12 protein-coding genes are annotated in these 14,356 nt (G+C 66.2%); 9 read left to right on the forward strand and 3 right to left on the reverse strand.

Translation table 11 applies throughout. The features are described from left to right. Nucleotides 1-7 precede the first annotated feature (7 nt). Entirely contained in the window at nt 8-841 is an 834-nt protein-coding gene (locus AZG88_RS13810) for a sulfurtransferase (protein ID WP_061698013.1), read from the reverse strand. Between the two features lie 577 nt (nt 842-1,418). Here AZG88_RS13810 and AZG88_RS13815 point away from each other — a divergent pair. Genes AZG88_RS13815 through AZG88_RS13855 form a run of 9 tightly spaced genes read left to right on the forward strand, consistent with a single transcriptional unit; the run spans nt 1,419 to nt 11,336 of the window. After that, nucleotides 1,419-2,942 (forward strand): sugar transferase, encoded by a 1,524-nt coding sequence (locus tag AZG88_RS13815; RefSeq protein ID WP_005238139.1) that lies wholly within the window; start codon nt 1,419-1,421, stop codon nt 2,940-2,942. After that, nucleotides 2,926-4,044, forward strand: coding sequence for a glycosyltransferase family 4 protein (locus AZG88_RS13820; RefSeq protein ID WP_143548638.1), 1,119 nt, complete (start codon nt 2,926-2,928; stop codon nt 4,042-4,044). Before AZG88_RS13815 ends, AZG88_RS13820 begins: the two co-directional genes overlap by 17 nt. Beyond that, nucleotides 4,041-4,754: an acyltransferase gene (locus AZG88_RS53590; protein WP_005238141.1), complete on the forward strand. Its 714-nt coding sequence runs from the start codon at nt 4,041-4,043 to the stop codon at nt 4,752-4,754. The genes AZG88_RS13820 and AZG88_RS53590 overlap by 4 nt, the downstream gene beginning before the upstream one ends. Then, on the forward strand, nt 4,751-5,755 hold the full coding sequence (locus tag AZG88_RS13830) for a glycosyltransferase family 2 protein (protein ID WP_025432043.1): 1,005 nt from the start codon (nt 4,751-4,753) through the stop codon (nt 5,753-5,755). The genes AZG88_RS53590 and AZG88_RS13830 overlap by 4 nt, the downstream gene beginning before the upstream one ends. Further along, nucleotides 5,736-7,085 carry a hypothetical protein gene (locus AZG88_RS13835; protein ID WP_005238145.1) on the forward strand — a complete coding sequence of 450 codons (1,350 nt, stop codon included), beginning with the start codon at nt 5,736-5,738 and terminating at the stop codon, nt 7,083-7,085. The genes AZG88_RS13830 and AZG88_RS13835 overlap by 20 nt, the downstream gene beginning before the upstream one ends. Continuing rightward, on the forward strand, nt 7,082-8,176 hold the full coding sequence (locus AZG88_RS13840) for a polysaccharide pyruvyl transferase family protein (RefSeq protein ID WP_061698014.1): 1,095 nt from the start codon (nt 7,082-7,084) through the stop codon (nt 8,174-8,176). The genes AZG88_RS13835 and AZG88_RS13840 overlap by 4 nt, the downstream gene beginning before the upstream one ends. After that, nucleotides 8,173-9,384 carry a Coenzyme F420 hydrogenase/dehydrogenase, beta subunit C-terminal domain gene (locus AZG88_RS13845; RefSeq protein ID WP_005238148.1) on the forward strand — a complete coding sequence of 404 codons (1,212 nt, stop codon included), beginning with the start codon at nt 8,173-8,175 and terminating at the stop codon, nt 9,382-9,384. The genes AZG88_RS13840 and AZG88_RS13845 overlap by 4 nt, the downstream gene beginning before the upstream one ends. A gap of 21 nt (nt 9,385-9,405) precedes the next feature. Further along, nucleotides 9,406-10,056, forward strand: coding sequence for an antibiotic acetyltransferase (locus AZG88_RS13850; protein ID WP_231913987.1), 651 nt, complete (start codon nt 9,406-9,408; stop codon nt 10,054-10,056). After that, a complete protein-coding gene (locus AZG88_RS13855) occupies nt 10,053-11,336 on the forward strand; it encodes an oligosaccharide flippase family protein (RefSeq protein ID WP_061698015.1) in 1,284 nt (427 codons plus the stop codon). The genes AZG88_RS13850 and AZG88_RS13855 overlap by 4 nt, the downstream gene beginning before the upstream one ends. 13 nt (nt 11,337-11,349) lie before the next feature. Here the strand turns inward: AZG88_RS13855 and AZG88_RS13860 are convergent, their stop codons facing one another. Then, nucleotides 11,350-12,465 carry a glycosyltransferase gene (locus AZG88_RS13860; protein WP_061698016.1) on the reverse strand — a complete coding sequence of 372 codons (1,116 nt, stop codon included), beginning with the start codon at nt 12,463-12,465 and terminating at the stop codon, nt 11,350-11,352. A 43-nt stretch (nt 12,466-12,508) separates the two neighbouring features. Further along, nucleotides 12,509-14,341, reverse strand: coding sequence for a DUF4012 domain-containing protein (locus AZG88_RS13865; protein WP_061698017.1), 1,833 nt, complete (start codon nt 14,339-14,341; stop codon nt 12,509-12,511). Between the last annotated feature and the right edge of the window lie 15 nt (nt 14,342-14,356).

A 14,356-nucleotide genomic window follows, 5' to 3' on the forward strand; every position in this document is an offset into this window, starting at 1 on the left:
CTCGCCGTCACCGCGGGTCGGGGCCGGTGGCGACCGGGCGGCCGGGATCGGACGACCACTGCGACCAGGACCCCGGATACAGGGCGGCGTCGACGCCGGCGAGCGCGAGTGCCGCAACCTGGTGGGCTGCCGTCACACCCGATCCGCAGTAGACGCCGACGGGACGTCCGGGTTTTGCGCCGACCGCGGCGAACCGTTCGCGCAGTGCCTCGGCAGGCGCGAACCGTCCGTCGGGCCCGAGATTCTCGGACGTGGGGGCACTGCGGGCACCGGGAATGTGCCCGGCGCGGGGATCGACGGGTTCGGTCTCGCCCGAGTACCGCTCGGCGGCACGGGCATCGAGAAGGCGACCGTGGGCGGCGAGTTCGGCGGCCTCGTCCGCGGTCAGCGTCGGCAGGTGGCCCGCGGTGAGCACGACGTCACCGGGCAGTCGTGGGTGCTCGTCTCCGGATCGGACGGGGTGGCCCGCCGACGTCCACGCGCCGAGGCCACCGTCGAGCATCGTCACGTCGGCAACTCCGGCCCAGCGCAGCAGCCACCACGCCCGCGCGGCGGCAAGGTTCCCCGTGGCGTCGTAGACCACGACCGGGCTGCCGGCCCGGACACCCCACCGGCGCGCGGCGTGCTGGAGGTCCGTCACCGTCGGCAGCGGATGCCGGCCCAGTTCCGGGGATCCCGGGGCGGCCAGTTCGGTGTCCAGATCGACGAACACGGCACCGGGAATGTGCGCGTCGAGGTAGTGCTGCCTGCCTTCGGTGTCGCCGAGCGCCCACCGCACGTCGAGAAGGACAGGCGGAGCGTCGCTGCTCAGCGGTTCCGCCAACTCGTCGATCGTCACCACAGGGCTCATCGCACCACTGTCGCACAACGAAGGTTCGGTGTGCCGCGCACACGAGAACCTGCACTCTGACACTGATGACGGGACGGCGGACGACGGCGCTGCTGCTTGCGGCCGCGGTGTTCGGGTTGGCCGACTCCTCGAGCCCAGAGCTGCGGCGCGTCGATCGAGTTCTCGAAACGGCACAAATGGGACGGTCGTGCCTGACGCAACAAGGGAACACGGCCACACGTGTGGCGGACGGAAATTGGTCAACGATGACGAAATTCGCGCGGGGAAGTGGATTGGTACGCAGCGATATCGCGCGACGACGGTACCGAAATGATCCGAAAACTGGATGTGGAACCGGTTTCTCGTGGATGTTCGGAGCGTGAGGTCGGCTCATTCGCTGATTCACCGTGAGGTGGCTGGCGGATCAGAAGTTGTTGCTACTCGCGGGTATTCGCGCGGACGTGGTGAAGATCGCCACAGAGTGAGCATGAGACTGGCCGGTCTGCAATCATCATCACGGCAACAACACCACATGAACACCACATGCAAGTTCCGAATCCCGAGAGCTTGATCCGGAGGCGAAGCAAAGATGGCGTCCAGTTCGACCGTTCGTAGCGCGGTGGACGCACAGGCCTCGAACCCGGTTCCCCACGTGGTCGGAGACGCACACGGCGTCGTTCGCCGTCGCTGGCAGACCGCCTATATCCGGCGCCTTGCGGTTACCGACGCGCTGGTCGTGACGGCCGCGGTCGCCACGGCACAGTGGTGGAGATTCGGGGGCTCCGATGCCCAGGTGCACTCGCAGTCCCTCGACAACGTCAGCTACACACTCATTTCCATAGCCCTGATCGCCATGTGGCTGGGAATGCTCACCGTGTTTCACGCCCGCTCACCACGGGTCATCGGCAGCGGACCGGAGGAGTACCGGCGGATCGCGACAGCCACGATGCGCCTGTTCGGGATCATTGCCATCGCAGCGCTACTCGCTCGTCTCGATCTCGCCCGCCTCTACCTTGCGATCGCGCTTCCCACAGGGTTGGTCGGACTGCTGGTCAGCCGGTGGATGTGGCGTCGGGTGGTGTCGCACAAGAGGGCGCACGGACACTTCCGGACGTCCGTTCTCGCTGTCGGTGCCCACCATTCGGTGCGCAGCCTCGCCGAGTCCTTCGATCGCGGAACGGCGGACGGCTTTCTCGTGGTGGGAGCATGTATTCCGGGTCATCCCCGTCGATTCGACGAGCACATCACGGTGAGCGGCCGGGCCATCCCGGTGCTGGGTAGTGAAAACGATGTGGTGGAAGCGTTGCGCGAATCCGGCGCAGACACCGTGGCGGTCACGGCCACCGAGCATCTGGGACATCACGGGTTGCGGCAGATGGTGTGGGATCTCGAGAACCACGAGGTCGATCTGGTCGTCGCGCCGGGAATGATGGATGTCTCGGGGCCACGCCTGGAAATTCGGCCGGTGGCCGGTCTGCCGCTGATCCACGTCGAGAAGCCGAGCTACCACGGCGCGAGCAAGTTCGGGAAGACGTCGTTCGACATCGCTTTCGCCCTGTTCGCGCTCGTCCTGGTCACTCCGGTGATGCTCGCTGCAGCGGTGGCGGTCAAGCTGACCAGCAGGGGGCCGGTGTTCTACCGGTCCGAACGGATGGGCCTCGATGGGAAGCCGTTCCAGATGTTGAAGTTTCGCTCGATGGTGCAGAACGCCGACACGCAGGTGGCGTCGCTCATGGACCGCAACGAGGGTGCCGGGGTGCTGTTCAAACTGCGTGAGGATCCCCGTGTGACGCGGGTCGGACGAGTACTCCGCCGGTTCAGCATCGATGAACTGCCGCAGTTCATCAACGTGCTGCGACGGGAGATGAGTATCGTCGGTCCGCGTCCCCCGCTGCACCGGGAAGTGGAGGCGTACGACGGCGACGTTCACCGTCGGCTTCTGGTCAAACCGGGTGTCACCGGCCTGTGGCAGGTGAGTGGCCGTTCGGACCTGTCATGGGAGGAATCGGTGCGGCTCGACTTGTCGTACGTGGAGAATTGGTCGATGGTGGGCGACATGCTGATCATTGCGAAGACCCTGAGGGCTGTGGTGGCGAGTGACGGCGCGTACTGACATGCGGGTGTTGCTCGACGGGTACTGGTGGGTCGACGGACCGCCCTCCGGCCGACTTGTTCTGCGGGAGGCCATCGGTCAGTGGGCGCAGTCCTATCCGGGAGACGAGCTGTTTCTCGCAGTCCCCGCCGGCCGGGTCGACTCGGCGAGAGCGACTGTCCCGGACGGAGTCCGCGTCGTACCCACTCGCTCGCGAGTGCATCCCCTGATCAACAGCGTGGAACTGCCATTCGTCGCGCGCAAGATCGGCAACGTCGATGCGGTGCTGGCGCAGAACTTCTCCCCGGTGGGCTCGCCGTCCGTCGTGTACGTCCACGACGTGTTGTTCCAGTCCAATCCGGAATGGTTCACGCGAGTCGAACGCGCATACCTCTCCCTCATTCCGAGGCTCGCGCGTCGCGCGGGTTCGGTCGTCACGTCCTCCGGGGCGGAACGGGTGCGGATCCGTTCCCACAACCCGGAAATCGGGCGGGTCGCGACCTCCGGACTCGGCGTGGGACGGGGACTGCTCTCCGCCGAGCCGGTGCGACCGCCCGTTGTCTCGACCGTCGCCGAATTCGTTCTCACGGTGGGACGACTCAATGTACGCAAGAACGTCCAGCGCATCATCGACGCGGGTGTGGGCTCGGGGCTGATCACCCCGGAGTACCCCCTGGTCGTGGTCGGTGAAGCCTCCGGAAAGAACGCACCGATTCCACCGTCCACTCGCGCCGCTGTCGAGGACGGCAGCGTGATATTCACCGGGCGCCTGTCCGACGGCGAACTACGCTGGCTCTACGAGAATTGCGACTACTTCTGCTGCCTGTCGCTGGGCGAAGGGTTCGGGCTCCCGCCCGTGGAGGCGCGTGCCTTCGGTGCCCGTGTGCTCGTCAGCGACCTGGACGTGTTCCGCGAAACACTCGGAGCACACGCCGCTTACGTCGACCCACTCGACGTGGAGCGAATCGCGGCTGCCATGGCGGCGCTCGCGAAGGCCGGACCGGAGCATCCGCGACCGAGGGGTCCCCGGGAAGCGGCAGACAACGACTGGCCGGAAGTGATTCGAGTGCTGCGTGAAGAACTGCGTCATGTCTCCCACTCGATCGACGGTGCGACACGGTGACGGTGAACCTGCTCGGCAACGCGTATCTGCACCTGCGCGGCCGGGAACTTCCGGCGGACGTACCCGCGAAGGTCGTCGCGGGATTCGCGCTGCGCAAGGGAATCGAGGCGGCGCGCGGTCTGGTGCTGGGCGCACGTTATGCGGGCGCGTCCACCCTGCACTTCCGTGGACGGCGCGTGACGGTGACGGGTGCAGCGTTCCTGCGGGTAGGCAAGGGTGTCTGCCTCGGTGACGATGTCCGGGTCGAGGCATTCTCCCGGAACGGAATCGAACTCGGCGACAATGTCACCGTGGGCCGAGGCGCGACCATCGCGGCATCAGGGGTGATCGCGAATCCCGGGACCGGGGTCGTGATCGGCGCCGGGACTGCTGTGGGCATGTACAACACCGTCTGGGGTCAGGGCGGCGTCGTGATCGGACGCGACTGCCTTCTGGGGCCGAACGTGGTGATCGTCAGCGAGAACCACGTGTATTCCGACGAGGACATGCCCATCCGGTTTCAAGGCGAACAGAGACTGCCCGTGGCCGTCGGCGACGACTGCTGGCTCGGAGCAGGCGTGGTCGTCGTCGCCGGGGTCACCATCGGCGACGGTTCGGTTGTCGGCGCTGGGTCCGTGGTGACCGGCGACCTCCCCCCGGGAAGTGTGGCCGTCGGTTCACCTGCCCGGATAGTCGGGAGTAGGCGCGAAACGGGCGGGAAGACGGCATGAGTGAGGAACGCAGAGTTCGCGTCTCGGTGCTGGTGATCACGTACAACAGTGCTGCTGTGATCGGCCGGTGCCTCCAACCGCTGGCCGACGAACCCGATATCGAGATCGTCGTACTCGACAACAACTCCTACGACGCCACCCTCGACACGGTGGACCGCGTCGCGCCCCGCGCGCGGGTCGTCCGTAGTTCCGAAAATCTGGGGTTCGCGCGCGGAGTGAACGCGGCCGCGGCGCAGGCGTGCGGTGAGCATCTACTGCTGCTCAATCCCGATGCCCGCATCGACCCTGCCGACGTGCGCGCGCTCAGCCGGGTCCTCGACGACGGAGCAGGCATCGCCGCCCCTGTCCTGGAGAAGCCGGGCGATCGTCTCACCATCCGGGAGGGCGGTCGCCGTCCGGACCTGTGGCGCGTCTTCTGTCACTACTACGGCTTGTCGCGACTGTCCTCGACGTCGGGGGCTGTGGAAGGTCTCTACCTTCTGAAGCGGAATTCGTTCGTCAGCAGGGACGTCGACTGGGTTTCCGGGGCCTGTCTGATGACACACGCCGAGCTGTGGCGCGAACTGGGCGGGCTGACCACTCGCTGGTTCATGTATGCGGAGGATCTCGAATACTGCCTCCGTGTCCAGGATGCGGGCCACCGGATCGTCATGTCCGCCGAGGCGTCGGGTGTGCACACGATCGGCGAGAGCTCGGCGCCGTCGGGGGACCGCAGGCCGAACTCGGCATGGGTGGTCAATCTGTACGACCTGTACAAGTGGAGGATCTCTCGCTCGCGCATCCAGAATCTGTCGTGGAAGTTCGCGGTGAGTGGGGGATTGCTCGCTCGGTCGGCTGCGTATCGCGTACGCGCCGTGCAGGACCGGCCCCGGCGGCGGTCCTGGCTGGAAGAGTCCCGAAAGTTCTCCTGGTATGCGCGGGACCTCCTGCGGGTGCCGTCCAGCCCGCCGAAGGACGCCGAGCCCGGGGAGGTGATCGATCGTGAGCACGCCCGTACGTGACGCGGTGAACCGGTTGTCGCCGTCCGCCTGCCTCGTCCCCGGTGTTCTCGTCCTCGCGGTGCTCCTCCCGTCCCTGGTGGGAGTCACCGTCACGCTCGCGGTGCTCGCCGGCATCGCGATCTCGGTTCTGTGCAGCCGTCATCCGAGGATCGCGCTGACGCTGTGGCTCCTTGTCGTGTGCTTCGTCCCGTTCTGGTTCGGCGCCACCGATCCCTTCTACCTGTCTCCGACCGCTCTCATGTCGCTGCTGGTCCTCGGGGCGATGCTGCTCTTCAACCGGTGGGAGCCCAACAAGATCGACGTGTGCATCCTCGTCTTCTTCGCGTGCTGTGCGATTCTCGTCGTCGTCGGCTGGGCTCGTCCCGGCGACGTGACGAGCGCGTTGTCGCAGTGGTTGCTGTCGTTCCTGGTGGGGCGGCTGCTGGTTCAGCGTGTGGGCACCGAGTTCACGTATCGCGCCGTCGCGGTTCTCTTCACCGTCGTCGCGGTCTGTGCGGTGGCCGAATTCGTTCTGCGCTGGAACCCGTACTACGACCTGACGAATGCGACTGTGCAGTACCGGCTGTGGGGACATTCCCAGCTGCGCGGAGGAATCATCCGCTCGGAGTGGGCGTTCGGGCATTCCATCGCACTCGCCAATTCGGTCGCACTCGTGATCCCGATCGTGTTCGCCACGACCTTCCGGACGCGCGTCAAGGTCGTGTGTATCGCGCTGATGCTGGCAGCAGCTGTGGTGTCGTTCAGCCGCTCGGGCATGATCAGCGCCGCTTTCGCCGTGTTCCTGACACTGTTCTTCATGAAGGGCAGAAGCGATTCGCGGAGCGGGATGCTCGTTCTCGCGGGCGGTGTGGTCGGTGCGGCGCTGGCGAGTCCCTGGATCGTCGGCATCTTCGAACAGGCGGGTTCGGAAGCGGAGGACAGTGCCCAGTACCGCTCGAAACTGAACGGCCTGATCCCGACGATGAATCCGATGGGAATCGCGAACGGATACGTCGAATCGGACGGAGTTCCCTACTTCAGCGGGTTCAAATCGATCGACAGCACGTTCGTGCTGCTGGGTCTGAGCTTCGGCCTCTTCATCGCAGCGGCGGCGATCCTCGGAACGGTGTGGCTCGCAGTCCGTGTGATCAGCCGGACCGCGACGCCGCCGATGATCGGCGTGGCAGCCGTCGTGCCTGCCCTCTTCACGGTCGCACTGATCACCCAATTCGGTGCGCTCCTGTGGTTCTTCATCGGGATGGTCTCTCTCACCGGTGCGAGACGGCCGGAATCGGAACCGCGCCGCATCCGCCACGATCGACAATCGCAACTGACAGGGGCGGCCGCATGACGAAGGTACTCGTATTGTGGGCCGACACCAGATCGGCCAATTTCGGAGTGCAGGTGCTGGCTCGAGGCCTCGCCGAACTCGCGACCCGGGCATGGGGCCCCGAGACCGTCGTCGAGTTCCAGAACTACATGCCCGGCGACTCTCCCGTCTCGTTCACCACCCGATCGATCGCGCGAGATTTCGGCAGACGGAACGGTCCGATCAAGACGAAACTCCGCGAATACGACGTCATCCTCGATTCGGGTGCGGGAGACAGCTTCACCGACATCTACGGCCTGAAGCGCCACGCGTTCATGGTGTATGCCAGCAGGTCGGCCGCGAGACTGGGGATACCCCTCGCGATGGGGCCGCAGACGATAGGTCCGTTCACCACGGCAGCAGGACGGCGTGGCGGGAAATACTGCCTCGACAGAGCTTCGGTCGTGCAATCCCGCGACGACGTCAGTGCCGAGTACTCGGCGACGCTGGGCCGGCCCGTCGATGCGCGCGCGACGGACGTCGTATTCGCACTGCCGCGCGCCGAGGTCCCGAAGTCGCGGGACGTGGTGGTCAACGTGTCGGGTCTGTTGTGGTTCTCGGATCGGCACGGCGACTCCGCCGGTTACCGCAACTCCGTCCGCTCCCTGCTCGGCGAGTTGCGCTCGGCAGGACGTCAGGTCAGCCTGCTCGCACACGTCGTGGACGCGGTCAGCGTCGATGACGACGTGGCGGCCGTCCGGGAACTCGAAGCCGAGTTCCGCTCCGCATTGGAGGTCGTCGTTCCGCGCACGCTCGACGAAGTCAGGAGCACGGTGGGTTCGGCGGAGTGGGTGGTCGGCGCGCGGATGCACGCGTGCCTGAATGCGCTGTCGATGGGCACACCGGCCATTCCGTGGGCGTACTCGCGCAAATTCGCACCCCTGATGTCCGACCTCGGCTGGGATCTGAGTGTCGACCTCGCGCAGGAGCAGAACCCGGGCGAGACGACGGCCCAGGTCATCACGACGCGGAAGGGTTCCGACGTCGGCGACCAGTTGAAGGGCGTCCACGACCTCGCCGAGGAACGCCTGGAGGCCGCGGTCGCATCTCTGCAGTCGGTGGGGGCGCCGTGACCCGCACCCTCGAAGACGCCGTCCGACGCGTGGTCGTCAACGGAAACTGCACCGGCTGCGGTGGATGCGCACTCGTGTCCGCCCGCATCGAAATGCATCTGGACACGGAGGGGTACATGCGCCCGTCCTTCACCACGGCCGAGGGCGAACCCGACTCCGATCGCGAAGAACGCGCACTGTTCGAGGCCACCTGTCCTGGCAGGCGGGTTCGCGCACCCGAACTGTCCGGCGCCACCGCACATGCCGTCTTCGGCAGCTACGTCTCGGTGTGGAAGTCGTGGGCCATCGACGACGATGTCCGTGAATCAGGTAGCAGCGGAGGGGTTCTCACAGCCCTCGCTGCGTGGCTGGTGGAGACGGGACGGACGCGATCGGTCATCGGCAGCAGCCCCGGGGCGAGTCCGACTCGCAGTGTGCCGATCCAGATCGTCTCCAAGGATCAGGCACTGCGTGCGGCGGGATCCCGCTACGCACCGGTCAGCAACCTCCCGCTCCTGGCATCCGCGGCAGCCGACAACGCACTCATCGGCAAACCCTGCGAGGCGACAGCCGCGCGACAATACTTCGACGCGATCGGCTCGCCGCAGGCTGACCACCCGATCCTTCTCTCGTTCTTCTGCGCCGGCACCCCCAGCCAGCAGGCGACCGACACCCTGGTCGAGGAACTGGGATTCACCACCGACGGGGTCACCGCGCTGCGTTACCGCGGCAACGGCTGGCCGGGAACGTTCGCGGTCCGCTCGGAATCGGATGTACGGGAACTGTCGTACGACGAGTCGTGGGGGCAGCATCTGGGACGCCGGCTCCAATGGCGGTGCAAACTCTGTGTCGACGGAACCGGGGGGCACGCCGACATCGCCGTCGGCGACTACTGGCGGTGCGACGAGCGCGGCTATCCGGTCTTCGACGACGCGGACGGCGTGTCCGTCGCGATTGCCCGAACCCGGCGCGGTCACGAGTTGCTGCTCGAGGCCGAGCGCTGCGGGATACTGCACCTCGAGGAGATCGACATCGACAGTGTCCTGCCGGTGCAACCACTACAGGTCGGACGCAAACAGACCCTGGCGGGCAGGTTGCTCGGCAGGATGGCGGGTGGAAGGCGAGTTCCCCGGTACGCGGGATACGGTCTGCTCGTACTCGCGGCGCGTACCCCGGTCGCGGCGCTGCGCTCGGCGGCCGGCACGTTCGTCCGCACCATTTCGGGTTGAGCGGGACAGGGGTTCGAGTAGATGGGTGGATCGACGGTGCCGACGGAGATGCAGCAGAGCCGGTGTGGCCGGCTCGTGGCCCGACACTTCGCGACGCTACCCCTGAAGCGACGGTTTCTCGCATTCGTCGCGCGTAGTGAAGGCGGACAGTTCACTTCACTCTCCCTCCGCGCAATCCTCGACCGGCATTACGGCGTGCGCGTGGGAAACTATTCCTACGGGTCTCTGCTCGAACCCGGAATGGCAGACAGAGACACCATCATCGGGTCGTATGTGTCCATCGGCCCGAACGTTCGCAGGCTCGGCGCCGCGCACCCCGTCGACTCCCTGAGCATGCACCCGTTCTGGTACAACCCTGCACTCGGACTGGTGCCACCCGAGGCCGACGTCGAGCGGACCGGGTGCGAGATCGGGCACGAATCATGGATCGGCGCCAACGTGACCATTCTGCCGGGATGCCGGCGAATCGGGGTCGGAGCCGTGGTCGGTGCGGGTGCCGTGGTCACGAGGGATGTGCCCGACTTCGCCGTAGTGGTAGGCACTCCCGCGCGGCAGATCGCCGAGCGGCTGACGGACGATCAGCGTCGGAGACTGCTCGATTCCCGTCCGTGGGAACTCGGGCCGGTAGAGTGCCGCGCGGCCCTGGACCGCCTCGGCGGCGGCGTCCGATGACGGCGTCCGCCCGGCTCCGCACCCTCGTGGTCGTGGATTCCCCGGCGCAACTGGTGGTCGGGAACCTCGGGGCGGCCGCGCTCTCACTCCTCAGCGCACCGATCGTCGCGCGTGCGATCGGGCCGGACGGCAGAGGTGAGACGGCGGCGGCGATCGCCCTTTTCTTCATCGTGCCCATCGTCCTTGCCTTCGGAATGCCACTCGAGGTGCGGAGAGTGGCGGCGACGACGGACGGCAAGGCGGCATTGCGCAGCGCCCGAGTCTTCTGCGCTCTCAGCGTGTTCCTGTCGGTGCCCGTCGCGATCGTCGCCTGGCTGACCCTGTTCGCCGATTTCGAGGACTCGGCGCGGATCGTGGCCGCAGTGGGTCTTGCCCTCAGCCCTCTGGCCATGAGCTGGATGTGCGACAGCAGCGTCCTGATCGCGCACCTTCGCTACCGGGCTGTGCTCGTCGTGAGAATTGCCTACCCGGCAATCTACGTCTCGCTCGTGCTGGTGTGGTGGATCCTCGGACTCGCCACGACGGCGACCGTTCTGGCAGCAAACATCGCGGGAACGGCGGGGACCTTCGTCGTGGCCCTGGTGCTGACGAGGACGTCTGTCCGGGGTGCGTATCGCCCGCTGGGCTCGCTGAGCAGAGGGGCTGTGCGATACGCAGGCAGCGCCGTCGCCGAATCCGCGTCGAGCCGGCTCGACCAGGTGCTCGTTCTGCCCCTGCTCGGCGCCGCGCAGGCCGGCATGTATTCCGTCGCGGTGACCGTGGCGGCCGTCCCGCTCGCCCTGGGACAGGCGCTGGGGGCATCGTTCTTTCCGCTCGTCGCCCGCACCGGGGGAGCGGAGCGTGCGAAGCTGAAGGCGGAGGCCGCGAGGGTCGGTGTCGCGCTTGCCTTACTGAGCACCCCCGTTCTCGCGGCCGCGTCCTACGTCGGGATCCCGATCGTGTTCGGCGAGGCCTTCGAGCCGGCGGTTCGAGTGGCCGTGGTGAGCGTGATCGGTGGCGGTGCCATGCTGGCTGCTTACGTGTGCTCCATGGCCCTCGCCGCCGAAGGAAGAGGCGTGCGCATGACGATCGCGCAGATCATTGCTCTGGTCGCGGGTATCGGACTTCTGTACCTGCTGGGGCCCCCGTTCGGCGCGGTGGGCGCCGCGGCGGCATCGTCGGTGTCCTATCTGCTCCTGCTCGCATTCCTTCTGGTGTCGCTGAACGTGCCGCTCGGGGATCTGAGGGTGCGGACTTCGGATTTCACGGAGTCGGTGGCGCGCCTGCTGCGCCGAGCCTGACCGACTCGCCCCCTCACCGTGCGATGTCGAGCAAGGCTTCGTGATATGCCGAGCACACCCCTTCCCAGGTGTAGTCGGTGGCCTGTCGCGCGAGCGTTCCGGAGCTCAGCGTGTTCTGCAGTTCACGATCAGAGAGCACTTCCGCCATCCCCCGGGCGATGGAGTCGCTGTCCGGCTCGACGAATCGCGCGGCGGTGCCGAGCACTTCGCGGTTGAAGACTGTGTCGCGGGCCACGGTGGGGGTCCCGCAGGCCATTGCCTGGACCAGTGCGGGATTGGTACCGCCCACACTGTGGCCGTGGAAGTAGGCTCCCGCGTGCTGCCACAGGGCGAACAACTTGTCGTCGTCACTCACGTGACCCAGCCAGTGAATGCGTTCGGACTCCGCGGCGAGTTGTGCTGCCCTGGCATCGAACTCACCTCCGTATCCCGAGGATCCGACGATGACGACGTCCCATTCGTCGCTCAAACGCTCGGCGGCGGAGAAGAACTCCCCGACCGTGTTCTCCGGAACGAAGCGAGCGACCATCAGCGCGTACGACCGGGAGCCGAAACCCTCGACCGGATCGAGTTCCGGCGGAACCGTGCCGCCGTAGGGGATGAACAGCCCGTCGCGCCGGAACTCCTCGGACCACCGGCGTTCGAGTTCCTTCGAGTCGTAGACGAGCCTGTCACCCAGCCTGGCGGTGAGATGGGCGCCGCCCTTGAACACCGACTTCGCCAGCCCGCCCCACTTGGCGCGTTCCCATTCGATGCCGTCCACGTTGATCAGGGTGGGGATTCCCCGCGCCTTCAGGAGTGGGAGCCAGTACCCGTTGGCCACGTTCATGATCAACGCGACGTCGGGTCGGCGCCGCGACGCGTGCGCCGCCGCGCTGAGGCCGTAGGAGAGCGTACTGAGTGACTTCGACTCGACGCCGCGTGTGACCACGGTGCCGATCCGCGGATCGGNNCCGATCCGCGGATCGGCACCAGGGTCGTCCGTGCGGGTGGAGTCCGCTCTGCCGTAGACGGTCACGGACCACCCGTGCTCGGCGAGATACGGCGCCAACTGGCGGACGAGTGTCTCGAAACCGCCGTAGTAGCTGGGGTAACCGCGGGTTCCGAGAATGGCAACCGACTTCTTCATGAATCCTCTTCGACAGGTGGAGGTGGGGACGGCAGTACGACGATCAGTCGCCGCAGGCAGGGACGTTCACGGTGACTTTCGGATCGTCCACGAGCGGTTGGACGGGTACCCGCGCCGCACCGGGCACGGCAGGCTCAGTCAAGGCGTAGCGCAGTTCCACGGTCTCGCCCCGGGGCACGGTGGTGGGAATGCTGAACACGGGGTGCCCCAGTTCGTTGCCGTTGACGGTGAATGCGGGCCTGCCGTTGACGGTGGCCTTGTCCAGTTTCGCTCCGCGTGTGGCGACCAGGGAGATCATCGCGACGTTGGTACCGGGGGGGACCTGACGATTGTTGTAGGTGCCCGCGACGTATCGCGGGTAGTCGCCTGCCGGGAGATTGTTGGTGAGGCGCACCGTCACTTCGGAGGTCCGGGTGTCGCCGGTGCAGGTCTCCGCCGTGTAGTCGATTTCCCGGGTCAGGTAGTAATCGAGTTTGTTGCCGGCGTTGTTGTTGACGACGACGCTCGCGTACGGTGCATCGTCCTCGGGCACCGTGTGCCCCAATGGGGTGCCGGCCAGGACGGCCTGTTCCTCGGGATGGGCACTCCACACCGCGATCCTGCGCTCGCTCACCGCTTTGCCGATGGCGTCGAGAAGTAGTTGTGGCGACGCGATGTTGCCGGTCATCTTCTCGACCACCTTCGCGGCGATCGTCTGGAGGTACGTCTTGCGGGCGACGTTGTTGGCGACGATCTCGGTGTCGCTGATACCCGCGTATCGGATGTATGCGGTGGACTCGGTGAGTTCGACGACGTTCCCGGCGTCGACCACTTCACCGTCCGGCATGGTGACAGGCCCCACAGCGCCGAGCACGTAACTCAGTGCCACCGGATCTGTCGCTATCGCACCGTCGACCTGTTCCCCGGATTCCTGCGCCCACAGTGATTGCCAAATCTGTCCGGCGTAAGGAAAGTGGGTACTGAGATTGCTGTTTCGGATGTCGGTTGACGGGTTGTAGCTCCCGTAAAGTCCGTTGAAATCAGACCCTAGGTCCAGTGGTTGATGCTCATAGGAAACCTCGGTGTTTTTTCCGAGTGTATCAACCTGTGCCTCACCATCGTTCGCCCGAATGATGCCGTATCCACCGACAAGACCGCCGGTTCCACGCGCCTCGGCGTTGGTTTGGAACGCCATGAAGTAGTTCCGCGGTCCGTCCGCGCCCATCATTGCGGGGAGAATGTCGGCCCCGATTGCCGTGTTCTCCAACAGTTTCGCCACATCGTCGGTCTGATTCTGCAGCTCCGAACGCACGTCGTCGACGGGCCCGAGATAGCCCGCACCCGGCACCTGGTGGGCCTGATCGGCGAGAGCGCGTGCGGCGAGGGAGGTCTGTTTCAGAGCCGGAGCGGCCTCCCGAAGTGGTTGCAGTTTCACCTTCCCGCCGTCCGAGATCAGGTCTCTCGGAGACAGGGCGGTTCCGGTCTCCACCGCCGGAGCGAGGACGTCCCGGGTGAGTCCGACGACGACGTCCGACATCCTCTGGATCGACTCGAAAGGTGCGCCGACCCCCGGTATTCCCGCGAGCTGTCGCCACGGTGCAGAATGTAGGCTGACCTGCGCATTCTCGGCCTGAATCACGGCTTCGGCGGCCGCGTTCCGGGCGCCTTCGGTGTCGCCTCCCAGTAGCGAATTCTTGGCGAGTTGGGCGTTGTCCCTGGCCCCGGTGAGGTCGTGCTGAACGTCCCAGGCCGAGTAGCCGAACCAGCCGACGACGGCCAGTGCGAGGGCGCCTGTACCCGCGAGTACGTATCGCCGACGGCGTCGCGCGGGCCTGGGAACAGCATCACCGGACGGTGAATCTTCCACGTGCGAAACGCTCTTGTCGTTCGTGCCCATGCAGTGCGACTCCTA

The organism is Rhodococcus sp. LB1, from assembly GCF_001583455.1.
Lineage (GTDB): Bacteria > Actinomycetota > Actinomycetes > Mycobacteriales > Mycobacteriaceae > Rhodococcus_F > Rhodococcus_F opacus.

Coding starts and splice junctions, on each gene's coding strand:
- AZG88_RS13865 (WP_061698017.1), bottom strand. CDS start 14,341: ATGGGCACGAACGACAAGAGCGTTTCGCACGTGGAAGATTCACCGTCC.
- AZG88_RS13830 (WP_025432043.1), top strand. CDS start 4,751: ATGAGTGAGGAACGCAGAGTTCGCGTCTCGGTGCTGGTGATCACGTAC.
- AZG88_RS13815 (WP_005238139.1), top strand. CDS start 1,419: ATGGCGTCCAGTTCGACCGTTCGTAGCGCGGTGGACGCACAGGCCTCG.
- AZG88_RS13850 (WP_231913987.1), top strand. CDS start 9,406: ATGGGTGGATCGACGGTGCCGACGGAGATGCAGCAGAGCCGGTGTGGC.
- AZG88_RS13840 (WP_061698014.1), top strand. CDS start 7,082: ATGACGAAGGTACTCGTATTGTGGGCCGACACCAGATCGGCCAATTTC.
- AZG88_RS13855 (WP_061698015.1), top strand. CDS start 10,053: ATGACGGCGTCCGCCCGGCTCCGCACCCTCGTGGTCGTGGATTCCCCG.